Annotated in this window: 18 protein-coding genes; 8 read left to right on the forward strand and 10 right to left on the reverse strand. The window is 59.6% G+C overall.

All coding sequences use genetic code 11. From position 1 onward, the window contains the following. Positions 1 to 17: 17 nt before the first annotated feature. Positions 18 to 1,430 (forward strand): radical SAM family heme chaperone HemW, encoded by a 1,413-nt coding sequence (hemW, locus tag ACZ495_RS12770; protein WP_464262379.1) that lies wholly within the window; start codon positions 18 to 20, stop codon positions 1,428 to 1,430. 221 nt (positions 1,431 to 1,651) lie between these two features. On the opposite strand, the gene ACZ495_RS12775 is transcribed toward hemW, so the two are convergent. The 6 genes from ACZ495_RS12775 to ACZ495_RS12800 form a co-directional block, all read right to left on the reverse strand. Beyond that, the gene (locus tag ACZ495_RS12775) at positions 1,652 to 2,077 is read right to left on the reverse strand and encodes a (deoxy)nucleoside triphosphate pyrophosphohydrolase (protein ID WP_015939209.1); all 426 of its coding nucleotides are present in this window, start codon (positions 2,075 to 2,077) and stop codon (positions 1,652 to 1,654) included. A gap of 206 nt (positions 2,078 to 2,283) precedes the next feature. Further along, complete coding sequence (locus ACZ495_RS12780) at positions 2,284 to 4,293, reverse strand: ABC-F family ATP-binding cassette domain-containing protein (protein WP_464262380.1); 2,010 nt, start codon at positions 4,291 to 4,293, stop codon at positions 2,284 to 2,286. Continuing rightward, positions 4,290 to 5,498 (reverse strand): NAD-dependent epimerase/dehydratase family protein, encoded by a 1,209-nt coding sequence (locus tag ACZ495_RS12785; protein ID WP_394026981.1) that lies wholly within the window; start codon positions 5,496 to 5,498, stop codon positions 4,290 to 4,292. Before ACZ495_RS12785 ends, ACZ495_RS12780 begins: the two co-directional genes overlap by 4 nt. A 23-nt stretch (positions 5,499 to 5,521) precedes the next feature. Continuing rightward, positions 5,522 to 6,652: a hypothetical protein gene (locus tag ACZ495_RS12790; RefSeq protein WP_072311330.1), complete on the reverse strand. Its 1,131-nt coding sequence runs from the start codon at positions 6,650 to 6,652 to the stop codon at positions 5,522 to 5,524. Positions 6,653 to 6,655: 3 nt separating this feature from the next. Further along, a complete protein-coding gene (locus tag ACZ495_RS12795) occupies positions 6,656 to 7,582 on the reverse strand; it encodes a dihydroorotate dehydrogenase (RefSeq protein ID WP_464262381.1) in 927 nt (308 codons plus the stop codon). 681 nt (positions 7,583 to 8,263) lie between these two features. Further along, positions 8,264 to 9,073 carry an iron-sulfur cluster-binding protein gene (locus ACZ495_RS12800; RefSeq protein WP_015939204.1) on the reverse strand — a complete coding sequence of 270 codons (810 nt, stop codon included), beginning with the start codon at positions 9,071 to 9,073 and terminating at the stop codon, positions 8,264 to 8,266. 225 nt (positions 9,074 to 9,298) lie between these two features. On the opposite strand from ACZ495_RS12800, the gene ACZ495_RS12805 reads away from it, so the two are divergent. Further along, positions 9,299 to 10,372 (forward strand): M24 family metallopeptidase, encoded by a 1,074-nt coding sequence (locus ACZ495_RS12805; RefSeq protein WP_296983133.1) that lies wholly within the window; start codon positions 9,299 to 9,301, stop codon positions 10,370 to 10,372. A gap of 299 nt (positions 10,373 to 10,671) precedes the next feature. Here ACZ495_RS12805 and htpG read toward each other — a convergent pair whose 3' ends face one another. Continuing rightward, positions 10,672 to 12,654, reverse strand: coding sequence for a molecular chaperone HtpG (gene htpG / locus ACZ495_RS12810; RefSeq protein WP_394026986.1), 1,983 nt, complete (start codon positions 12,652 to 12,654; stop codon positions 10,672 to 10,674). A 241-nt stretch (positions 12,655 to 12,895) separates the two neighbouring features. Here htpG and ACZ495_RS12815 point away from each other — a divergent pair, with 241 nt between their 5' ends. The 3 genes from ACZ495_RS12815 to ACZ495_RS12825 all read left to right on the forward strand — a co-directional run bounded on the left by ACZ495_RS12815 (position 12,896) and on the right by ACZ495_RS12825 (position 15,755). Beyond that, positions 12,896 to 14,212: a cytochrome ubiquinol oxidase subunit I gene (locus ACZ495_RS12815; RefSeq protein WP_464262382.1), complete on the forward strand. Its 1,317-nt coding sequence runs from the start codon at positions 12,896 to 12,898 to the stop codon at positions 14,210 to 14,212. A gap of 2 nt (positions 14,213 to 14,214) precedes the next feature. After that, the gene (cydB, locus tag ACZ495_RS12820; RefSeq protein WP_015939200.1) at positions 14,215 to 15,240 is read left to right on the forward strand and encodes a cytochrome d ubiquinol oxidase subunit II; all 1,026 of its coding nucleotides are present in this window, start codon (positions 14,215 to 14,217) and stop codon (positions 15,238 to 15,240) included. 263 nt (positions 15,241 to 15,503) lie between these two features. Then, complete coding sequence (locus tag ACZ495_RS12825; protein WP_015939199.1) at positions 15,504 to 15,755, forward strand: hypothetical protein; 252 nt, start codon at positions 15,504 to 15,506, stop codon at positions 15,753 to 15,755. 270 nt (positions 15,756 to 16,025) lie between these two features. On the opposite strand, the gene lepA is transcribed toward ACZ495_RS12825, so the two are convergent. Further along, positions 16,026 to 17,831 carry a translation elongation factor 4 gene (gene lepA / locus ACZ495_RS12830; protein ID WP_015939198.1) on the reverse strand — a complete coding sequence of 602 codons (1,806 nt, stop codon included), beginning with the start codon at positions 17,829 to 17,831 and terminating at the stop codon, positions 16,026 to 16,028. Between the two features lie 243 nt (positions 17,832 to 18,074). Between lepA and ACZ495_RS12835 the strand changes: the two genes are divergently transcribed. The 3 genes from ACZ495_RS12835 to ACZ495_RS12845 are packed head-to-tail and all read left to right on the forward strand — an operon-like array spanning position 18,075 to position 19,279. Continuing rightward, positions 18,075 to 18,650, forward strand: a complete 576-nt coding sequence (locus ACZ495_RS12835) for a TetR family transcriptional regulator (protein WP_015939197.1) — start codon at positions 18,075 to 18,077, stop codon at positions 18,648 to 18,650. A gap of 1 nt (position 18,651) precedes the next feature. Further along, positions 18,652 to 18,963 carry a DMT family transporter gene (locus ACZ495_RS12840; RefSeq protein ID WP_015939196.1) on the forward strand — a complete coding sequence of 104 codons (312 nt, stop codon included), beginning with the start codon at positions 18,652 to 18,654 and terminating at the stop codon, positions 18,961 to 18,963. Position 18,964: 1 nt separating this feature from the next. Beyond that, positions 18,965 to 19,279, forward strand: a complete 315-nt coding sequence (locus ACZ495_RS12845; RefSeq protein WP_296983149.1) for a DMT family transporter — start codon at positions 18,965 to 18,967, stop codon at positions 19,277 to 19,279. Between the two features lie 236 nt (positions 19,280 to 19,515). Here the strand turns inward: ACZ495_RS12845 and ACZ495_RS12850 are convergent, their stop codons facing one another. After that, positions 19,516 to 19,920 (reverse strand): F0F1 ATP synthase subunit epsilon, encoded by a 405-nt coding sequence (locus tag ACZ495_RS12850; RefSeq protein ID WP_464262383.1) that lies wholly within the window; start codon positions 19,918 to 19,920, stop codon positions 19,516 to 19,518. Positions 19,921 to 20,004: 84 nt separating this feature from the next. Continuing rightward, positions 20,005 to 21,426, reverse strand: a complete 1,422-nt coding sequence (atpD, locus tag ACZ495_RS12855; protein ID WP_015939193.1) for a F0F1 ATP synthase subunit beta — start codon at positions 21,424 to 21,426, stop codon at positions 20,005 to 20,007. Positions 21,427 to 21,437: the final 11 nt, after the last annotated feature.

The raw sequence follows: 21,437 nt of genomic DNA on the forward strand, positions 1-21,437 counted from the left end.
TGTCACTGGAAAATCCTATGCTCGTATATATACATGTTCCCTTTTGCAGCACGCGCTGCCGCTACTGTGCCTTTTATTCCAGCCCGTTGGGGCGCGGGGTGGACCCCGTGTCGTCTCCGGCCGTGCGCGACTATGTGGACACCCTGTTTATGGAGCTTGCCCACTGGGGCGACCGGCTGGGCGGCAGCCCGGTGCAGACGGTATTTTTCGGCGGGGGCACGCCAAGCCTTTTGCCGCCGCGCGTCATAGCTCTGGTTATGGAGCGCCTGGGGCGCTACTTCACGCTGGTTCCCAAAGCCGAGGTGACGCTTGAGGCCAATCCGGAGTCCCTGCGCGGCGGGCACCGCGTGGCCCAGTATCTTGAGGCGGGCGTCAACCGTCTTTCCATTGGCATACAGAGCCTTGATGAAGGCATGCTGCGCATGCTGGGCCGTCCGCACAAGGCACAGGACAGCCTGCATGCGGCCTTTCTTGCGCGCGAGGCCGGTTGCGCCAATATCAATGTGGATCTCATGTGGGGGCTGCCGGGGCAGAGTGTGCGCCAATGGCTGCAAACGCTCAAGGATGTGATGCGCATGAGCCCGGACCATATTTCGGCCTACGGGCTGACTCTTGAGCCGGGTACGCCGCTGGAGCTGGACGTGGAGGAAGGCCGCCTTATGCTGCCGCCGGAACGCGACCAGAACATCATGTTTATGGAGGGCGCGGCCCTGCTGGAACAGCACGGCTATCTGCACTACGAAATATCCAATTTTGCCCGCATGGGCTTTCAGTGCCGTCACAATCTGGGCTACTGGGAAGGGGAGGACTACCTGGGCCTGGGACCTTCAGCCACGTCCACCATCGGCGGCCGCCGATGGACCAATCCGGCCAGCCAGAAAGCCTGGGACGTGCGCACCCGCGAGGGCAGCCTCGGGCAGGATGTGGAGGAGCTGACACCGCAGACCAGAGTGCTGGAACTGCTCATGCTGCGCCTGCGCACGACGCGGGGGCTGCGGGTGAAGGCCTACCGGGAAATGACCGGCAGGGATTTTGTGCGCGACCACCAGCGGCTGGTGCAGGCTTTGCATGAAAACGGGCTTATACGCATCCGCAACGGCTATCTGCGGCTGACGCGCAGCGGCATGCTGGTGTCCAACTCCATTCTGAGCAATCTTTTTGCCCGCACGCGTGAAGTGCTCCGGCATGGGCTTGCCCCCGGGGCGCGCCCCGATGCGGTGCCATCCGCCGGGGGGGGCAGCGGCAGCCTGGGCGAGGCCCTGCTGGCGGAAAACAGCGCGGCGCAAACATCGCCAGTGTCGCAGCCTGGGCAGGGTGAAGGACAGGGACCGGTGGAAAATGTCATGGCCCCGGCCGGAGTGCTGGGCCACAAAAGAAAACCGGCCCGCAAGGAGCCGGAAATACGCGCCGTACAGTGGCCCAGAGCCTGACTGTACCGGGCCTGTGGATTGTGGAAATACAGCCTGACGCGGCTGAAGTGGCGGGGCCTGGGCGCTGGCAAGGCCTGCGCCGGGCTACGGGCGTATCGGCGCGGAAAGAGGCGGCAACACAAGCGCCAGCTTGTTTGCACTGTCAGGCGCCGTAACGGGCGTGTATTACCCCTTCGAGAACAGAGATTCCCTGAGCTTCAGTTCTGGTCTTCTCAGGGCGATCATTCAGGAGCGCCGTTCAGCTTGCCGAGGGTCAGCAACTGTTCAAGCACGCCGGAATCCGCGGGCAAAAAGTCCAGCGCCGGGGCCTCGTCAGGGCTGATCCAGCGCAGGTTCTGCCCTTCGGCGGGGCACGGCTCGCCGGAAAAATCGGTAACATGAAAGAAATACAGGCGTACGTTGAGCTTGCGGTCAGCATAGCAATGCTCCACGCACTGCCAGTAGCTGGCTTCACGTACGCCTATGCCCAGCTCTTCAGCCAGTTCGCGCCTGAGCGCTTCTTCAGGGCTTTCATCGCCTTCTATCTTGCCGCCGGGAAATTCCCAGTAGCCTTCCATAACCTTGTTGGTGGGGCGTTGCGAGGCCAGAAAGTGTCCGCCGCGCCAGATGATGCCCGCCGCCACGTCAATGGTTTGCGTGTTGTCCATTCCGGATATTTTCCTTTACACCTGACTGATCCGGGAGCACCGGGTCTGGGGCGTGTTTTGCAAGTACCCCAGGCCGGCCGCAGCATGCCCGTCAAGGGGCAATGTAGCAGGACCTGCAAGCGGCAGGCACGTTGCTGCACCCGGCCATGCGGCCCCGAGCCTGTGGACGGAACCGCAGGCGGGCCATGCGCCGTATTCAGCCTGGATCAGTCTTCTGTATTCCACCGTGCGCGCACGGCTTCCATGCGCTCGTCAAGAGCGGTCATTTCCTCAAAGATGTCTTCGCCGCGTTTTTTGCAGGCTTCAAAACTCTTCAGCAGTTCCGCAGCCTTTTCGTGCTCGGCGTAGACTTCGGGGTCGGCCAGCTGGGCCTCCACCGTGCCCTGTTTTTCAAGCACCCCGGTAAGTTCTTTTTCCAGGGAGTCATACTTGCTTTGCAGGGGCTTGATTTCCTTGTGCAGGGCGTTGCGCTTTTCGGCCTGTTCGCGTTTGAGGCGTTTTTGCTCTTCGCGCGAAAGATTTTGTGCCGAAGCCTCCTGCGCCTGATCACCCGAAGCGTTCCGGCCGGAGGCCAAGCCGCCGGAAACGGCCGGGGCCGTTTGCCCCGTACCTGCCATGCGCGAGCGGCGTTCGGCATCATATGCGGCAAAATCCGAGAACACAGTCAGGCCGCTTTTGTCAAGCTCCCATGCTTCCGCGCCCACCTGAGAGAGCAGCCAGCGGTCGTGGGCCACCATAAGCAGGGTGCCTGTGAATTTTTGCAGGGCCGATACGAGCGCCTCGCGGCTTTCAAGGTCCAGATGGTTGGTGGGTTCGTCCAGCAGCAGAAAGTTGCAGCGCTTCAGAAACAGGCTTGCCAGCACAAGACGGCTTTTTTCGCCGCCTGAAAGGCCGCTGACCTGACGGTCAAAGTATTCCTGCCCCAGCATGAACAGCCCGAGCACGCTCATAAGCTCTTCTTCTGTGGTGCGGGGGTCGGACAGGCGGCGGATTTCGCCAAGCACTGTGGTGTCGCCGCGCAGGGTGTCCATCTGGTGCTGGGTATAGTAGCCCAGCCGCACCTGGGACGAGGTGACCATATTGCCGCCGCAGCGCTCAAGATTGCCTGCCAGCAGTTTGAGCAGGGTGGACTTGCCGCAGCCGTTGTGTCCTACCAGGGCGATGCGCTGGCCGCGATACAGGGTGAAACTCAGCGGCGGCCACATTTTTTTGCCGTCGTTGAAGTGAAAGTCCAGGTCTGCGGCAGAGAGCACGATTTTTTCAGAATGCGGTGCTTCGGGCCAGGTGAAATTCAGCTCTTTGCGCTTGGGTTCCGGCCGGTAGTCTTCCAGCTCTTTTTCCAGCTTTTTCGCCATTTTCTGGCGCGACCCGGCCTGACGGGCCTTGGTGGCCTTGGCGCGGAAGCGCTCCACAAAGGCCATTTTGCGGTCAAGCTCGTCCTTGAGGGCGCGGGCTTCGCGTTCGCGCTGGGCGTTATACTCGTCCTGAAGGGTCAGAAACTGGGTATAGGTGGCCTTGCGGAATACGGGTCGCGAAAGGCCGAGGTAAAGCACATGCGTGCCCACCGTGTCCATAAAGCGGCGGTCGTGCGCCACAAAGACCAGCGCGCCCTTGAAGTCCAGCAGAAAGGACTCCAGCCACTCCACGGCTTCCATATCCAGATGGTTGGTGGGTTCGTCCAGCAGGAGTACATCGGCCCCGGCGGTAAGCACACGGGCCAGCTTGGCGCGCTCGCGCCAGCCGCCCGAAAGTTCGCGCAGGGTGCGGTGCCACTTGCGCTCGGCAAAGCCCAGTCCTGAAAGCACAGCCTTGGCCCGGTGCTCGGGATTATAGCCGTAGCGCGCTTCAAGCTCGCTCTGCCGGTGCATAAGCTCGGTCAGCAGGGCTTCGTCCTTGCTGGCGGCGGCATCTTCCCATTGCGCCCAAAAATCGCTCCAGTCATGCAGCACGTCCAGCACGTAGGTCAGCAGGGGGGTGTCCAGGGCTTCTTCTGAAAGCTCCTGTTCCACATAGCCCATGCGGCAACCGCGCGGCAGGATGACACGGCCGCCGTCCGGGGCATCCACCCCGGCCAGCAGGCGTAAAAGCGTGGACTTACCCGTGCCGTTGGGACCGCACACGCACAAACGCACGCCGGAGTCCACCTCCAGTGAAAAATTGCTGAAAATATCCCGGCCGCCAAATGACTTGGAAAGTTCCTGAATCGTTATCTTCACAACCAGCCCTCACGGCGGTAGCCTTCTACAGCTTCTTTCATTCCCGCCTCAAGGCTCATGCACGGCGTGAAACCAAGTTCGCGCCGTATGCGGCTGCCGTTACACAGCCAGCCCGCCTGACGGGCTTCGCGGTATTTGTCCATATTCCAGTTGGGTGCGCGGCGCAGGCGTCCGCCGAAGCGGGCGGGCAGCCGGGCCAGCAGGGCGTCAGCCATAATGCCGAAAGCCGAAGACAGCCCGGCGGTGAGCGCCATGACGGGCAGGGGCATGCGGATGACGCGCACCCGCCGCGGTTCGCGTTCAAGGGCCTTGTCCACCGCAGATCCCACGATGCGGCAAAAGCTGCTCATGGTGTGTTCCTGACCGTCGCTGAGGTGGTAGACGCCCGTTGCTTCGGGGCGGCAGGCGCAAATGACGGCCTGCCCCATGTCGCGGGCGTGTATGGCGCTGACGGGAAATTCCCGCCCCGCGCCGGGACTGACAGCCAGACCGGACATGACGCCCTTGAACACGGGCAGCAGGCCCTTGTCGCCGGAGCCATAAATGATGGGCGGTCGCAGGGTGACCAGGCGGTCGCCCAGGGCGCGCCCCAGAATCTGCTCGGTAAGCATTTTTGACCAGCCGTATGCGGAAACGGGCGCAGGTGGTGTATCGTCTTCCACACCGGGGGCTGTGCCGCAGGGACCGGTGGCAGCCAGGCTGGACACCAGCACAAAACGGCGGATGCCTTTGCTCCCTCCATTTTCGCCGGTACACGCAGCCCTGTCGGCCCGCATGACGGCATCTGCCAGGCTGCGGGCGGCGCGGGCATTGGCGCGCAGGTAGTCCTGCCAGCCCAGGCCGAAAAGCAGTGCGGCCATGTGTATGACCATGTCCTGCCCCTCAAGTGCTTCGGCCAGGCCGCGCCCGCTGCCGAGATCCGCCTGGGCCACAGCCACGCCTTGGGGCAGGTGGGCAATGTGCGAGCTTGAGCGCGTGAGGCAGGTCACCTGCGCCCCGGCTTCAAGCAGTTGCGGCAACAGGTGCCGCCCCACAAAGCCGGTTCCGCCAGTGAGCAGCACCCGGACGCCCGTGAGATGGCCGGTGCCGGCGCAGCCTGTATTCTGCCCCGGCTGATGGTCTGCCCGGCCGTCTGGCTGGCTTTTTGCCGGTTTGTCTGCCTGGCTGGGGGCGGTCTTGCCCGCAACGTCAGAAAATGTGTTCATACCTGTACCGTGAGCCGCCGCGCTCATGCCCCGATCTCCCTGCGGTAGATGCGGTAGCGCTTGGTGAGGCGGCCTGAAAAATCTTCGATAAGATCGTTGACGGCCACGTTGTCTTCAAGGACCCACGAGGCTTCAACCCACTGAAAGTCCGGGTTCTGATGGGCTTTTTCCATCAGATAGTCCAGCAAAAGCAGGGGCAGGCCCATGAGCCGGAATTCTTCACGGATGCCGAAAAGAATGATGCGGTAGCCGCCGCGTATTTCGGAGCGCGCCTGCCACCAGTGCCACGGCGCTGTAATCCCCAGTTTGCCGTTGAGGCGCCGCAGCAGGGGGGCCATGTCGGGCAGGGCAACCATGCCCGCAGCCGGTTTGCCGTTGTGGAAAAAGAGCACGAAAAAATCCGTGTCCAGCACGGCCTTGAGTTCTTTGACGTGCTGTTCGGCTTCGGCGTCCGACAAGGGCGAGAAACCCCAGTTCTGCGCCCACGACTCCTTGTACAGGGTGAACATGTCACGGATGTCTTGGGTCAGCGTAGCCTTGCCGGAAGTGCGACAGGTGAAATGCCCCTCTTTTTTGAGGCGGGCCACTTCTTCGTGGAGCCATTCCGGCGGGTTGAAATTTTTTCTTTCTATAAGATAGGCAAAAAGATCCTGCTCCTTGCGCAGATGCCAGCTTTCAAGCAGCTCCGCATAGTAGGGCGGGTTCCAGGGCATCATGATGGTGGGGGCAAGTTCAAAGCCGTCCACCAGCAGGCCGCAGGTATAGTTGGCGGAGGGGTTCAACGGCCCGCGCATAAAGGTCGTTCCCTGGGCTGCCAGCCAGCTTTTCGCGGCATCCAGCAGGGCATGGGCGGCCTCGCGGTCATTTTCGCATTCAAAAAAGCCGAAGGCGCCGCAGGTTTCGCCTGTGTATGCATTGTATTTATCGTCAATAATGGCGGCTATGCGCCCCACGGGCCGTCCGTCGCGCAGGGCCAGAAAAAGCCTGCGGCGGGCGCTTTCCCAAAAGGGGTGCTGCCCCGGCGTGAGCAGTTCCCGCTCCTGACTTTTTATGGGCGGGGTCCACAGGGGGCTTTGGGCATAAATGCTCCAGGGCAGGTCCAGAAACTGGCCTGTTTCCGCCTCGGACCGGGCTGCAATGACGTTAAGCGCCATAAATCAGTCCACTTGCAGGCTGCCGCGCAGCTCTTGCAGCGAGGTGATGCCCAGACGTTCGCAGGCTTCGGGCAGTTGCTGTACAAGGTCAAAGGCGCAGTCCGGCCGCATGAAGTTTGCCGTGCCGATCTGAACCGCGTGCGCGCCTGCCAGGATGAATTCCAGCACGTCTTCCACGCAGGAGATACCGCCCACGCCGATTACGGGAATCTTGACCGCGCGGGCCACCTGCCATACGCAGCGCAGGGCCACAGGCTTGATGGCCGGGCCGGAAAGCCCGCCCACCACGTTTGCCAGTGACGGACGGCGGGTTTGCAGGTCCACGGCCATACCCAGCAGGGTGTTGATGCAGGATATGCTGTCTGCCCCGGCGTCTTCCGCCGCGCGTGCCATAACCGTGATGTCGGTGACGTTGGGCGAAAGTTTGACCATGATGTGCTTGCCGGGGGCCGCGTGGCGCACGATGGACGTGACCTGGGCGATCATGCCCGGGTCCTGGCCGAAGGCCACGCCGCCTTCGCGCACGTTGGGGCAGGATACGTTCACCTCCAGGGCGGCCACGCCTTCCTCGTCATTGAGGCGGGCGGCCAGACGGCTGAATTCTTCGGCAGAAGAGGCGTAAATGTTGGCGATAACGGCAGTCTCCTGCCAGGGCAGCAGGGGAAGCTTTTGCGTGCAGAAAACATCCACGCCGTCATTTTGCAGGCCAACGGCATTGAGCATGCCGGAGACGGTCTCCACGATGCGCGGGGTGGGATTGCCCTCGCGCGGCTCGAGGGAAAGCCCCTTGACCACCATGCCGCCAAGACCGGCAAGGTCGCCGTAGCTGGCGAATTCCACACCGTAGCCAAACGTGCCGGAAGCCGTAAGTATGGGGTTTTTGAGGGGCAGATCGTGTGTTTGCCCGTTCAGCGTAACAGAAAGGTCCATACCGCATTCTCCAGTAACCACGCAGACCCGCCGGGGCGCACATCCATGCGCCGGGCGGGGGTGGCAAGGTGTTTTGTGCCCGCCGGGGCGTGTCCGCCATGTTTTTCTGCCGCTGCCTTTGCGGCAGGGAACGCTGGGAAAACGTGCGGGCTGTGCGGCCTGTTTTCCGGCGAACCTGCCGTGCCTGGCAGAGAGCGGGATGCTCATGGCGTAAAAGCGCCCGGGAACGGTGCAGAACGCGAGCAGTTTCACATTGAAAGCGCTCGCGTTGGTGCGGGCAAGTGCCCACCGCACCGCAACTGGTATCCGCAAGGCCCGCCGATGACGGCAACAGCCGTACGGTCTGGCATGTGCCGCGCAGGCTGTCTGCATGCGAATTTCTTCGGCGCAAGGGCGAAGCGGGCCATAAAAGCGCAAGGTGTTTGCGCGGTACAACGGCAGGGGGGGCGTTTTCAGCCTTTGCGAAAAAATATTTGCAACAGGGCGCGCGGCCTCTGAAGCTGAAAACATCAACCGCTCTGCGCGGATTTTTTTGAAAACTCGTGCCGTGCCGGAAAACGGGGCAAGGCCTGCTCTGCTGCCGGTCGCGCCGGGCAGGCGCGTGGGACGCATGTTCCGGCTACAAACGGCGCTGCGGGGCAAAACAGTGCTGCAATGCCCCGTGCGCTCTTTTTCAACGGACTACAGTTCTATCTGGTCTGACCAGAATACAGGGCCGTGGTTGCACGCCTGCACCTGGCTGCCACGTTTGGCGGGTACGGGCCAGGCTTCTGTTGTTTTGGTCACGCAGCCAAGGCAGGCTCCCACGCCGCAGGCCATGCGGTTTTCGAGAGAAAGCTGGCAGCGCACGCCCAGTTCGGCGGCGAATTTTTGCACGGTCCGCATGAACGGCGTGGGGCCGCAGGCCAGAACAAGGCCTTTTTGTTCGGCGTATTCCGTCATGCGCTCCTGTATGGAAAATATAAAATTGTCCAGATCGCCGGGTACGGTCTCGCGCAGGCTGTCAAGCGGCACATGTTCATTGATGCTGTCCACGGGATAACAGCTTATGGATTCGCGATGGCCGAAAAGCATCGTGACGTTCCAGGGCTTGGGATGCTCGCTCACATAGCCCACAAAAGGCACAATGCCCATGCCCCCGGCCAGCAGCAGCGTGGGAGTATCGGGTTCGGTGACGAAGCCGTTGCCGAGGGGACCCCATGCGCGCACCCTGTCACCGGGGCGCAGTTCGGACATGCGCTTTGTGCCTTTGCCCACAACCTGAAAAAAACAGATCATGTGGCGGGCGGTCATATGGCATATGCCGAGGGGCCGTGCCCAGGGGATTTCAAGCCCGAAAGACTGGGGACGGATCATGACAAACTGGCCCGGCCGCCACTTGGTCCATTCGGGGCGGGTAAGGCGCAGTGCGAAGAAGCGGCTTTCGTTGCCGGTTTGCCCAAAGGGCACAAGGTCCAGGACACTCAGCTCGCATGAAGTTGGTTGCGACATGCGCTGACTATAGGCGTACTTGGTCAACTGGTCAACCGGGCGCTGCCGGGTAAACGGGATAATTAAACCCCCTTTTTTAATGTGGCTTTTGCAGGGGCGACAATGCTTGTTCCCAAAGGGACATATGCTGCGGCCGCTGCTGTTCGCGACGGGCTGCTGGCGGCGGATATTTTTCAACTTTTCAGGGCTGTTCGCACGCGCTATACTGGCGGCAGGAGAATACTCATGAAGCAGATATATGCCGCCCGCCGCGAACAGCTTCGCCGGGCCATGCACAGGCGCGGCCTGGACGCGCTGCTTGTCAGCCAGGCCGCCAACCGTTTTTACCTTTCAGGTTTTGAGCTGCACGATCCGCAGTATAACGAAAGCGCCGGGCGGCTGGTGATTACCGCCGACGGTCGCGACTGGCTGGCCACAGACCCCCGCTATCTGGATGCCGCCGTTCGCCTGTGGGATGAGGAGCGTGTTTTTATCTATGGCGGTTACGCAGCCAGGGATATCTACGGACTGCTGCGGGACTGCGGCGGGCGCATCGGCATTGAGGCGCAGGGTACGACTCTGGCCTTTGCCCGTGATCTGGCTGCGGCCGGGCCGGGTTTGTACTGCGAGGCTGCCGATGGCCTGGTGGAACATCTGCGGCGTATCAAGGACCCTTGCGAAGTGGCGGCGCTGGAAAAATCTTTTGCGCTCAACCATAAGCTGTTGCAGTGGATTGAAGGCCAGCTTGAGCCGGGGCGGACTGAAAGCCGGGTAAGCTGGCTTATTGAAAAATTCTTTCGCGAAAACGGCGCTTCGGAACTGGCCTTTGCCAATATTGTGGCTGTAGGCAAGAATGCGGCCCTGCCCCACGCCATACCGGGGGATGAGCCTGTGATCGACAACTGCCCGGTACTTGTAGATATTGGCTGCCGGGTGGATGATTACTGCTCGGACCAGACCCGCACCTTCTGGGTGGGGCAGCAGCCCACAGACGCCTTCCGCCGTACCTATGACCTTGTGCGTCAGGCGCAGACCGCGGCCATAGAATCCATGCGCCCCGGGCAGCCGCTGAGGGATGCTTACGGCCATGCGCGGGCAGTATTTGAAAAAGCCGGTACCGCCGATGCCTTTACCCACGGGCTGGGCCACGGCGTGGGGCTTGAAACCCACGAGGCCCCCAGCCTTTCACCGCGTGCCGAAGGCGTGCTTGAGCCGGGGATGGTGGTTACCGTGGAGCCGGGCCTGTATTACCGCCAGTGGGGTGGGGTGCGCTGGGAGTACACCGTGCTGGTGGAAGAAGACGGCGTGCGCATTCTATAGGAGTGGTGGCAAAATCCCCGGCTGGTAAAACGCCATCGGGGCTGTCACGGAAGGATTGCTGTATTCAGCGCGATTGCGCGGAAACGGTTTTTATGCCGCCCCGGCGCAGCGTGTTTTTTGAGCAGCCGCTGGCATTTTTTTGCCGGTGCACATGAACTGCGCAAAGACAAAGACCACCCGCATGGCGGGTGGTCTTTGTCTTTCAGGCAGCCCGGGCGACGGCTTTGATCCATGGCCAAGGGTGTTGAGAGCAGGGCGCGGAGGAGGAGCTTTTGTAAAAGCAGCCATTCCCCGCGCCCTTATATTTTGCGCACCTCTGTATACCAGGCTGCGGCTTCTTCCAGCAGTTTGCCGGTGCGGGCGGCCAGGGCCTGCGGGTCTTTGAGGTAGCCGTCCAGCAGCAGGCTGGCATCAAAAAGGCTCTGGGTCATCTCGGCCAGGATCCTGTCGCTGCTGTCGGCCTTGAACATGCGCAGCATGTTGCGCAGCAGGGGGTGGTCGCGGTTGACCTCCAGCACTTTTACCGGGAGGGAATCGTCCTTCTGCATGACCTTGAGCAGCTTTTCCATAGACGAGGAAAGGCCGCCGTCAGGCGAGACAAGCACGGCGGGGCTGTCGGCCAGGCGGTGCGAAACGCGCACTTCCGTTACCTTGTCGCCCAGCACTTCCTTCATGCGGGTCAGCAGGCCGTCAAAGCTGGCGCTATCTTCGTCCGAAAGGGGTGCGGCGGCCTCGCGGGTCGGGCTTTCCTTGTCGCTGAAGTCCTTGAGGGCGTCATCAGCCGCGGTTTCCACAGACCTGAAGTCCCATTCCTTGTAACGGCCAAGGCCGTCCATGACGAATTCGTCAATGGGTTCAAAAAGATAGAGAACCTCTATGCCCTTTTGGCGAAAGCGCTCCATATGCGGGTTCAGGCGCGCTGCCTCACGGTTGGGCGCGGCCACATACCAGAAGGTTTTTTGGCCTTCGGGCGCACGGTCCATGTATTCGTCCAGGCTGGTCAGGGCTTCGGCGTCGGCCAGGGTGGAAGAATTGAAGCGCAGCAGGGCAGTGACCCTCTCGCGGTTGGCAAAATCGTGATAGCCGAGCTTGAAAACCTTCCCGTGCAGTCGCCAGAAGGCCGCATATTTTTCCGCATCATTTTTTGCCAGCTTTTCAAGATGGCCGAGGGTCTGCTTGATGATGACCTGGTTGATCTTGCGCAGGACCACGTTTTCCTGAAGTGTTTCGCGCGAGATGTTCAGGGGCAGGTCTTCGGTGTCGACCACGCCCTTGAGGAATGCCAGGTACTCGGGGATCAGTTCCTTGTTGCGGTGCTGGATCAGCACGCGGCGGGCGTAGAGATCCAGCCCCCAGAAGTCGCGGTCTGCGCCGAAGAAATCCTGGGCGTTGTCGGGAATGAAAAAGAGGGCGTTGAACTGCACGGGAGCGTCAACGGAAAAATGCAGCACATCCAGCGGGTCTTTGCTGTCATAGGTAAGAGCCTTGTAAAAGGCCGCGTACTGCTCCTGCGTGACGGAAAACTTGGGCTCACGCCACAGGGCGGGCTGGGTATTGACCTGCTCGCCGTCCACAAGGACAGGAAAAGGCACAAAGGCAGAGTGCTTGCGGATGGCAGACTCTACGCGGAATTTTTCAAGAAACTCCACGGCATCGTCCTTGAGCCATGCAGTGATAACCGTACCACGCTGTGGCTCGTCGCCTTCCGCCGGCGCGACCGTGTAGGTTCCAAGGCCATCGCTGGTCCAGGTGTGGGCGGCGCTGTCTTCGCCAAATGCCGGGCGCGAGGTGACAGTTACTTTTTCAGCCACCATAAAGACCGAGTAAAAGCCCACGCCGAAGCGCCCGATGATATTGGCGGCATCAGCCTCGGCCCCGGCGTTTTGCTCTTCGTCTGCGGTATCGTCCTTGCCGCTGGCGGATGTTGCCTTGGCAGCCTTTTCGGCCGCGATGTCGGCCAAAAACTGCTCTGAACCGGATTTGGCTATGGTACCCAGGTGCTCCGCCAGTTCATCGGCGGTCATGCCCAGACCGGTATCGGCAATGGTGATGGTTTTCGCCTCTTTGTCGAGTGAGATGCGAATTTCCAGCGGCAGATCGGGCAAGCGGGGGCTTTCGCCGCGGTTGATGCGAAAACGCAGTTTGTCCAGCGCGTCCGAAGCGTTGGAAATAAGCTCACGCAAAAAAATTTCCCGGTTGGTATAGAGGGAGTTGGTAAGGATATGTAAAACCTTACGCACCTCTGCACGAAACTGGCGGGGATTCCTATCTGCCTCTGCCATGACAAACCTCCTGAAAAGCGATATCCTTGCAGATAATACCGCTTTTTGATTTTTCAAGGGGCGTGATGGCTGCGAGGTGAAAAAATTGTAGCTTCGGAGGCCATTTTGCCATTGGACAAAAAAATCCAAAAGGCAGAAAGTCACGTTTGGCAGTATGTTATGGGTGTATCAATATTCATAATTACTTGCCTTTCTTTGTTGGAAATAGTAAATCGCGGTAAGGATATCCAAGGAGGGCCTAATGGACGTCGTAATGCTTTCGCGTCTGCAATTCGCTGTGGCCGTGTTTTTTCACTTTGTTTTCGTGCCTCTCACGCTGGGCCTCTCGGTAATTATTGCCTGGATGGAAACCCGCTATGTACGGACCGGGGACGACTTCTGGAAAAAACAGACCAAATTCTGGGGAAAACTTTTTGTCATCAACTTTACCTTGGGCGTGGTGACCGGGATTACACTGGAATTCCAGTTCGGCACCAACTGGTCAAGGTATTCTGAATATGTGGGCGATATTTTCGGCTCGCTGCTTGCCATTGAAGCCACGGTGGCCTTTTTTCTCGAGTCCACCTTTCTGGCGGTCTGGCACTTCGGCTGGAACCGTGTGGGCAAGAAGCTGCACCTCGCCTCCATATGGCTTGTGGCCATCGCAGGCAATATTTCTGCGCTCTGGATCATTCTTGCCAACGGCTTCATGCAGAACCCCGTGGGCTACTACATCAACGAAGCCAACAACCGCGCCGAGCTTTCAAGCTTTTATGATGTCGTTACAAACCCCTACGCCTGGGGCATGTATGCGCATACCGTCATAGCCTCGTGGGCGCTCGGCGGTTTCTTTGTGCTTGGCGTTTCGGCCTGGCATCTGCTGCGCAAGAGCAATACCGAATTTTTCAGCCGTTCTTTCAGGATGGTGGCGCCTTTTACCCTGATCTTCGTGCTGCTGCTGGCCCTTTCCGGCGACCAGCAGGGCAAGACCGTGGCCAAGTATCAGCCTGCCAAGCTGGCCGCTATGGAAGCGCACTGGGAAACACAGTCTGACGTGCCTTTCTATCTGCTGGTGTGGCCTGACCCGGAAAATGAAACAAATACCGTGCAGGCCCTCGGCATTCCCGGCCTGCTGAGCTGGATCGCCTTTGACGATGTGCACGCCGAGGTGAAGGGCCTCAAGGCTTTTGCCAAGGAAGACCGGCCCCCGGTACTGCCCGTGTTTTTGACATTCCGCACCATGGTGGCCCTGGCGGGCATATTTCTGGTGCTTTCGGCATGGGCCTTTTTCCAGCGCAAGAAGGAAAACCCCAACCCGTTGCTGCTCAGGCTGCTGGTGTACAATATTCCACTGCCCTACATCGGCCTGATGGTGGGCTGGGCCGTGACGGAAATCGGCCGCCAGCCATGGATCGTCTATAATCTCATGCGCACCACAGATGCCGTTTCGCCCATACCGGCCGACAATGTGGTCATTTCTCTGGTGGCCTTTATCGGCGTATACTCGCTGCTTGGCATTCTGGACATCTATCTGCTGCGCAAATTTGCCATCAAGGGCCCGGACGCCCAGGAGGTGTAGCCATGCTGGAAACAACCTGGTTTGTGCTGTGGGCATTGTTGTGGGCCGTGTACTTTATTCTGGACGGTTTTGACCTGGGCATGGGTTCATTGCTGCCCTTTCTGGGCAAAGACGAAAATGAACGGCGCATCATGTATAACGCCGCCGGGCCGTTCTGGGACGGCAACGAGGTATGGCTCATCGCCGCTGGCGGTGTGACCTTTGCGGCGTTTCCCAAGGCATATGCGGTCATGTTCAGCGCCCTGTACGCGCCGCTGCTGATGCTGCTCTTTGCCCTGATTTTCCGGGCGGTGTCTTTCGAGTTTCGCAGCAAGGTGGAGCATACCGCATGGCGCAGCCTGTGGGACGGCGTCCATTTTGTAGCCAATCTCGTCCCCTGCATTCTGCTGGGCGTGGCTTTTGCCAACCTGTTCATGGGCATCCCCGTGGATGCTCAGGGCGTGTATCACGGCAATCTGCTCGCCCTGCTCAATGTCTACGGACTGGCAGGCGGCATATTCTTCCTCTGCATGTTCGTGCTGCACGGGTCCCTGTGGCTGGCCATAAAAAGCCGGGGCGAACTGCAGATCCGCGCGGTGGCCACGGCCAGCTTTGTGTGGCCCATCATGCTTGTGTTGCTGGTGGCCTTTCTTATCCTTACAGCGTTTTACACCAAGCTGTACGATAACTATCTGGCCATGCCCGCGCTGCTTGTTCTGCCCCTGGTGGCCCTCGCGGGCCTGATCGGTGCGCGCATAATGCTGCATGCGGGCAAACTGTGGCTGGCCTGGGGCTTCAGCGCTCTTTTCATCCTGGGCGTTACCTTCTTTGGCGTTATGGGCATGTACCCGGGTATGATCATTTCTTCCATTGACCCGGCCGCCACTGTCACGGCCTTCAACGGCGCTTCAAGCCAGCTGACGCTCAAGATTATGCTGGGTGTGGCGCTTGTGATGGTTCCCATCGTACTGCTGTACCAGTTCTGGATGTACCGGCTGTTCTCCGCGCCGGTGCTGCCCAAGGATCTGGATGACGAGCATGCGTACTAGGGCGTTACCCATGACTGGATAAATGCAAAAGGCCGCGCCCGAGGGTGCGGCCTTTTGCATGCGCAGGCGGCGAAAACCGCCGGGAGTAAAGCATGAACAGGACGAAACCGGCGGGCAGCCGCCCTCATGACCATGTGGTCAGGCATATGGCGGAATGCGGAAACGGTGTTGGTCCCGGCCACGTTCATGATTGGAGGCCTGCCAACAAGGCCGGCAATGCGAGATCTGCGTTTTTCTCGACTGTTGCGGGGGCAGGGGGCGGTGTGCGCACAGCACTTGTGCTCGGCCTTGTTCTTGCGGCATGCCTGTGTTCCTGCGCGCCGCGTGAGCAGCGGCCGCTGACATTTGAAGAACAGCAGGATATTGAGGCGTACCGCCAGTGCCGGCGGGAAGCGACGGCCATGAATCCTGAATGGCGCGGCGACACCAGCTATTTTCCCTGGCGGGCCTATTTCAATATGTGCATGCGGCGCATGGGCGTCAGCGAAGACGCCATGCGCCGCATGCGGATGTAAAAAGCAGCGGCGTATTGCAACCTGCAATCCCGGGGAAGTACGTGACAGCATTCGGCACATGCTTTTCCGGAGCGCAACACGCGCCTCGGCGGCCTTGCTTCGGTTTCTGATTCTTTGGGCCGGGCTGAAGCCGGTTTTCGCGTTTGTGGCAGGCGTGTACCGGGCCAGCCATAGGGCAGTTGCGCGTGACGCTGCCACATGAGGAAGCGAAAGAAGGGAAGCTTTCTGTAAAAAGATTCCCTTCCGTTTGCGCCAGATTGTGTATCTGCCCTACTCGTCGCCCACCTTGAGGGCCGCCAGAAATGCCTCCTGCGGCAGTTCCACGTTGCCCATGCGCTTCATACGGCGTTTACCTTCTTTCTGTTTTTCCAGGAGTTTGCGTTTACGGCTTATATCGCCGCCGTAACATTTGGCCGTCACGTCCTTGCGGAAGGCGGAGACCGTTTCGCGGGCGATAATCTTCTGGCCGATGGCCGCCTGAATGGCTACCTGGAAAAGCTGGCGCGGAATGGTGCGCTTGAGCTTGAGGGCCAGTCCGCGGCCGTAGGTATAGGCACGGTCGCGGTGCACGATGACGGCCAGGGCGTCGACGGGTTCGCTGTTGAGCATGATGTCCAGGCGCACCAGGTCAGAGGCACGGTAGTCCAGCGGATGATAATCCATAGAGGCATAGCCGCGCGTGGCCGATTTGAGCCGGTCAAAGAAATCGTAAACAATTTCGGCAAAAGGCAGTTCGTAGGTAACCACCACGCGGTTGGCGGCAAGGTAGTGCAGGTTTTTTTGTGTGCCGCGTTTTTCTTCGCAAAGTTTCATGACGTTGCCCACGTATTCGTTGGGCACATGAATATCCATACTCACGTAGGGTTCATAAAGGGTGTCGATTTTTGTAGGGTCGGGCAGGTGGCTGGGGTTGTCAATTTCCAGCGTTTTGCCGTCCATCGTCACCACCTTGTAAACCACGGAAGGCGCGGTGGCGATAAGCCCCACCTCAAATTCCCGCTCCAGGCGCTCCTGGATGATTTCCATATGCAGAAGACCCAGAAAACCGCAGCGGAAGCCGAAGCCGAGAGCCTGCGAAGTTTCCGGTTCGTAGGAAAATGCGGCATCGTTGAGCTGGAGTTTTTCCAGTGCAGCCTTGAGGTTTTCATAATCTTCGGATTCTGTGGGGTAAAGCCCGCAGAAAACCATGGCTTTCACTTCCTTGAAGCCGGGAACCGCCGTTTCTGCGGGGCGGTCGGCATGGGTGATGGTATCACCCACACGGGCATCGCCCAGTTCTTTGATCGAGCCGCAGAGAAAACCCACCTCGCCGGCGAAAAGTTCTTTGACGTCAGTAGGCTCGGGCGAAAAAACACCCAGGCGCAGCACTTCGTATTCCTTGCCGGTACTCATGAGGCGCACGGTGTCGCCCTTGCGTACGCTGCCGTCCATGATGCGAAAAAGCACCACCACGCCTTGGTAGCTGTCGTACCAGGAGTCAAAAATAAGTGCCTTGAGCGGGGCCGCCCGGTCTCCTTTGGGCGCGGGCAGATGGTGCACGATGGCTTCCAGCACGGCGTCCACGCCCATGCCTGTTTTAGCGGACACGGGGAGGGCCTGGGAGCAGTCGAGGCCGATGCTTTCTTCAATTTCAGCCTTGACGCGGTCAACCTCAGCGCTGGGCAGGTCTATCTTGTTGAGCACGGGAATGACTTCATGGTCGTGGTCCAGAGCCAGATAGACGTTGGCCAGGGTCTGCGCTTCCACACCCTGGGTGGCGTCCACCACCAGAAGAGCGCCTTCGCAGGCCGCCAGCGAGCGTGAAACTTCATAGTTGAAGTCCACGTGGCCGGGGGTATCGATGAGGTTCAGCTCATATTCCTGACCATCGGCGGCAATGTAGGGAATGCGGACGGTCTGGGCCTTGATGGTAATGCCGCGTTCGCGTTCGAGATCCATTCTGTCAAGATATTGCTGCCGCGCCTCACGCTGGCTAACCACCTGGGTAAGCTCAAGAATGCGGTCGGCCAGGGTTGACTTGCCGTGGTCGATGTGGGCAATAATGCAAAAATTGCGTATATTTTCTTGCTTTACCATGTGTTTTCCTGCGTAAAATCTGGTTGCGTAGCAGCATTGTATAGCCAAAATTTGTCATGAAGTCCATGCAAAGGCCAGCGGTTTCCCGGCGCGCTTCGCAGCAGGCCGGGACAGCGGAGCGGGCTGCTGCCGTGCAGTGTACTCCATATTTGCATAAGGGCTGGCAGCAGGTGTGTAATTTCGTATTGACTGGAACCTTCAGTTTAAATACATACGTATGTATTGATTGAAAAGGAGTGCAATATGAGCAAGCCCCGTTCCATTGACCGTGACCGGGTTTTGGACATGGCGGAAGACATTGTCACCGAAGGTGGCGCAACAGCGCTGACCATCGGCGCGGTGGCACAGGCGGCCGGCATCTCCAAGGGGGGCGTTCAGTCCTGCTTTGGAACCAAGAGCGGGCTGGTGCAGGCCATGGCCGGGCGCTGGGCCGCAAATTACGATGAATGCCTGGAGAAGGTGACAGGCCGCCCCGTGGAGCAGATTTCTGATCTGGAAAAAGTCCAGGCACATGTGCGCATAACCGCCGCTGAAGAGCGCCTGAACGTCAGGGCAGCATGCCATCTGGCCATGCTGATGGAGTCTGACGACCTGCGGGAGTGGATTCGGCGCTGGCATGCTGCGCGTCTTGAAAATTTACAACCGGGCAGTGACGAAGAACGCGCTGCCCGTATCGCCTACCTGGCGGCTGAAGGGGCTTTTCTTTTACGGTATTTCGGTTTGCTGGAAATGGACGACAGGCAGTGGCAGAGCGTGTTTGAAGACATTGCCGCCCTGCTGGGGCCTGCTTCCGGTCGCGTTGCACGGGGGCGGGAATAAGATGCTGAGCTGGGTTCTGCTGCTTGTTGCCAGCGGTCTGGAAATCGCCTGGGCTGCGGGCCTGAAGTATGCCCAACAACCCCTGGAATGGGCTGTAACCCTGGCGTGCATCGCGGGTAGTTTTATTTTTTTGGTTCTGGCGACAAAAAGGATGGAGGCTTCCATCGCCTACGTACTTTTTGTGACTTTCGGCACGGTGGGAACCTATCTGCTTGATGTCTGCTTTTTTGATAAAAGGATAACGCTCACGGCGGTTACGGCCATTGCCGTTATTTTGTTTTCCATTATTCAACTCAAAAGGGAAGAAGGCTGACATGAGCTGGGTGTATCTGGTTATGGCCGGGCTGCTGGAAATTGTTGTTGTGGCCGGGGTCAGGGATATCGCATTCAGGCGTTATGCCAGAGGATTTGTGATTTACGGGCTGGGACTCACAAGCTCGCTGTTTTTTCTGTATCTGGCATTGCGGCAGATTGATGTGTCCATAGCCTATACATCCTATACCGGCATCGGCGTCATCGGCACTGTGGCATCGGGGCTGCTGTTCTGGGGAGAGAAAAGAAGTTTTCGTAAGGCGTGTTATGTCGGTTTGATCGTGGCGGCCATTGTCGCGCTTAAAATTTCCGGATGAAGGCATATGTGCATGCACTGCCGGCAATCGGTCAATGCCCGGCTGCCTGTTTGCGTGTCAGTCGCGCGGTCTTCTGGGCCAGATACAGAAGGATATGACGTAGTCAGCCCGTGTCAGCTGGCAGGCCAGCTTGAGCCTGCCCCTCCGTGCGGCGTGTGGGAGCATGTGCGGCGGGCAAAGAAAAAGGCCGCGTTATGCTTGCGCAACACGCGGCCTTTGATACGAAACACTTGTGGTCAGCGCAGCTGGGCCACTTGCAGGCGGATCAAAGCCCGGTGCAAGGCCGCTTCAGCGCGGGTTACATCGGTCTGCTCGGCATGGTCGGCAATACGCTTTTCGGCGCGTTCTTTGGCGGCCATGGCTCTTGCGGTGTCTATATCCTGCGCCAGTTCGGCAGATTCGGCCAGCACGGTGAGCACATCATTATTTACGTCGGCAAAGCCGCCGGATATGAAAATGTACTCTTCCTTGCCGCCCGGCGTCTTGTAACGCAGGCCACCAGTCTTGAGAGCGGAGAGCAGGGAGACGTGCTTGGGCAGCACGCCGAATTCGCCTTCAATTCCGGGGCAAACGGCCATTTCAACTTCGCCGCTGACCACGGTTTTGTCCGGCGTCACCACTTCCAGTTGCAGTGTGCCCATAGGTACTCCTTCGCTCCTGTATGCCAGCTATGGCTGTCATGCGGCCGGGCTGCGTGCCCGGCCGCATGACAGGCGTCAACGCTCTTAGTTTTCTTCCTGCAGCTTGCGCTGCTCATACTTGGCCACGGCCTGTTCAATACCGCCCAGCATGTAGAAGTCGCCTTCAGCCATGTGGTCATAGGCGCCGTCCAGAATGCCCTTGAAGCCCTTGATGGTGTCTTCGAGGTTCACGTACTGGCCGGGAGTGCCGGTAAAGGTTTCGGCCACGTGGAAGGGCTGGGACAGGAAGCGCTGGATGCGGCGCGCGCGCGCCACGGTGAGCTTGTCTTCGTCCGACAGTTCGTCCATGCCGAGAATGGCGATGATGTCCTGCAGTTCTTTGTACTTCTGCAGCACCATCTGCACACGCCGGGCCACCGCGTAGTGTTCTTCACCCACCACGTTGGGGTCAAGAATGCGCGAGGTGGAGTCCAGCGGGTCCACGGCGGGGTAGATGCCCAGTTCCGCGATCTGGCGCGAAAGCACGAGCGTGCCGTCCAGGTGCGAGAACGTGGTGGCCGGGGCCGGGTCAGTCAGGTCGTCAGCAGGTACGTAAACGGCCTGCACCGACGTGATGGAACCGGTATTGGTGGACGTGATGCGTTCCTGCAGCGAACCAAGGTCCGTGCCAAGGGTGGGCTGGTAGCCCACGGCCGAAGGCATGCGGCCCAGAAGGGCGGACACTTCGGAACCGGCCTGGGTAAAGCGGAAGATGTTGTCGATGAAGAGGAGCACGTCCTGGTGTTCTTCATCGCGGAAGTATTCCGCGCAGGCCAGAGCGGTAAGGGCCACGCGCGCACGCGCTCCCGGAGGCTCGTTCATCTGCCCGTACACAAGGGTGGCGCGTTCCAGAACGCCCGCATCCTTGAGTTCGTGATAGAGGTCGTTCCCTTCACGGGTGCGTTCGCCCACGCCCGCGAAGACCGAAGAACCGCCGTGCTGCTTGGCGATGTTGTTGATCATCTCCATCAGGATAACGGTCTTGCCCACGCCGGCGCCGCCGAAGAGGCCCATCTTGCCGCCCTTGGGAAAGGGCACAAGCAGGTCCACAACCTTGATGCCGGTTTCCAGCAGTTCGACCTTGGTGTTCTGGTCGGTAAAGGCCGGAGCCGGGCGGTGAATGGGATAGTATTTTTCAGCGTTAATGGGTCCCATTTCGTCCACGGGGCGGCCGATAACGTTGAGAATACGGCCCACGGAGGGCTTGCCCACGGGCACCATGATGGGCTGGCCGGTATCGACCGCGTCCATACCGCGCACCAGACCTTCGGTGGCGTCCATTGCGATGGTGCGGACAACATTGTCGCCCAGGTGCTGTGCCACTTCACAGATCAGTTCCGGGGCGTCGGTGTTGTTCGGGTTTTTGATCTCCAGGGCGGTGAAGATATTCGGCAGGTTGCCGTCGCTGAACTCAACGTCCACGACAGCGCCGATAACCTGGACGATTTTACCGATGTTTTTGCTCATTAGTTGGCTCC

The sequence above is a fragment of the Desulfovibrio sp. GTC20076 genome (genome assembly GCF_055385905.1).

What these genes read in the sequence shown, in the direction of transcription:
- hemW (WP_464262379.1), top strand. Translation starts at nt 18, where the DNA reads ATGCTCGTATATATACATGTTCCCTTTTGCAGCACGCGCTGCCGCTAC.
- ACZ495_RS12775 (WP_015939209.1), bottom strand. Translation starts at nt 2,077, where the DNA reads ATGGACAACACGCAAACCATTGACGTGGCGGCGGGCATCATCTGGCGC.
- ACZ495_RS12785 (WP_394026981.1), bottom strand. Translation starts at nt 5,498, where the DNA reads ATGAACACATTTTCTGACGTTGCGGGCAAGACCGCCCCCAGCCAGGCA.
- ACZ495_RS12790 (WP_072311330.1), bottom strand. Translation starts at nt 6,652, where the DNA reads ATGGCGCTTAACGTCATTGCAGCCCGGTCCGAGGCGGAAACAGGCCAG.
- ACZ495_RS12795 (WP_464262381.1), bottom strand. Translation starts at nt 7,582, where the DNA reads ATGGACCTTTCTGTTACGCTGAACGGGCAAACACACGATCTGCCCCTC.
- ACZ495_RS12800 (WP_015939204.1), bottom strand. Translation starts at nt 9,073, where the DNA reads ATGTCGCAACCAACTTCATGCGAGCTGAGTGTCCTGGACCTTGTGCCC.
- ACZ495_RS12805 (WP_296983133.1), top strand. Translation starts at nt 9,299, where the DNA reads ATGAAGCAGATATATGCCGCCCGCCGCGAACAGCTTCGCCGGGCCATG.
- htpG (WP_394026986.1), bottom strand. Translation starts at nt 12,654, where the DNA reads ATGGCAGAGGCAGATAGGAATCCCCGCCAGTTTCGTGCAGAGGTGCGT.
- ACZ495_RS12815 (WP_464262382.1), top strand. Translation starts at nt 12,896, where the DNA reads ATGGACGTCGTAATGCTTTCGCGTCTGCAATTCGCTGTGGCCGTGTTT.
- cydB (WP_015939200.1), top strand. Translation starts at nt 14,215, where the DNA reads ATGCTGGAAACAACCTGGTTTGTGCTGTGGGCATTGTTGTGGGCCGTG.
- lepA (WP_015939198.1), bottom strand. Translation starts at nt 17,831, where the DNA reads ATGGTAAAGCAAGAAAATATACGCAATTTTTGCATTATTGCCCACATC.
- ACZ495_RS12835 (WP_015939197.1), top strand. Translation starts at nt 18,075, where the DNA reads ATGAGCAAGCCCCGTTCCATTGACCGTGACCGGGTTTTGGACATGGCG.
- ACZ495_RS12840 (WP_015939196.1), top strand. Translation starts at nt 18,652, where the DNA reads ATGCTGAGCTGGGTTCTGCTGCTTGTTGCCAGCGGTCTGGAAATCGCC.
- ACZ495_RS12845 (WP_296983149.1), top strand. Translation starts at nt 18,965, where the DNA reads ATGAGCTGGGTGTATCTGGTTATGGCCGGGCTGCTGGAAATTGTTGTT.
- ACZ495_RS12850 (WP_464262383.1), bottom strand. Translation starts at nt 19,920, where the DNA reads ATGGGCACACTGCAACTGGAAGTGGTGACGCCGGACAAAACCGTGGTC.
- atpD (WP_015939193.1), bottom strand. Translation starts at nt 21,426, where the DNA reads ATGAGCAAAAACATCGGTAAAATCGTCCAGGTTATCGGCGCTGTCGTG.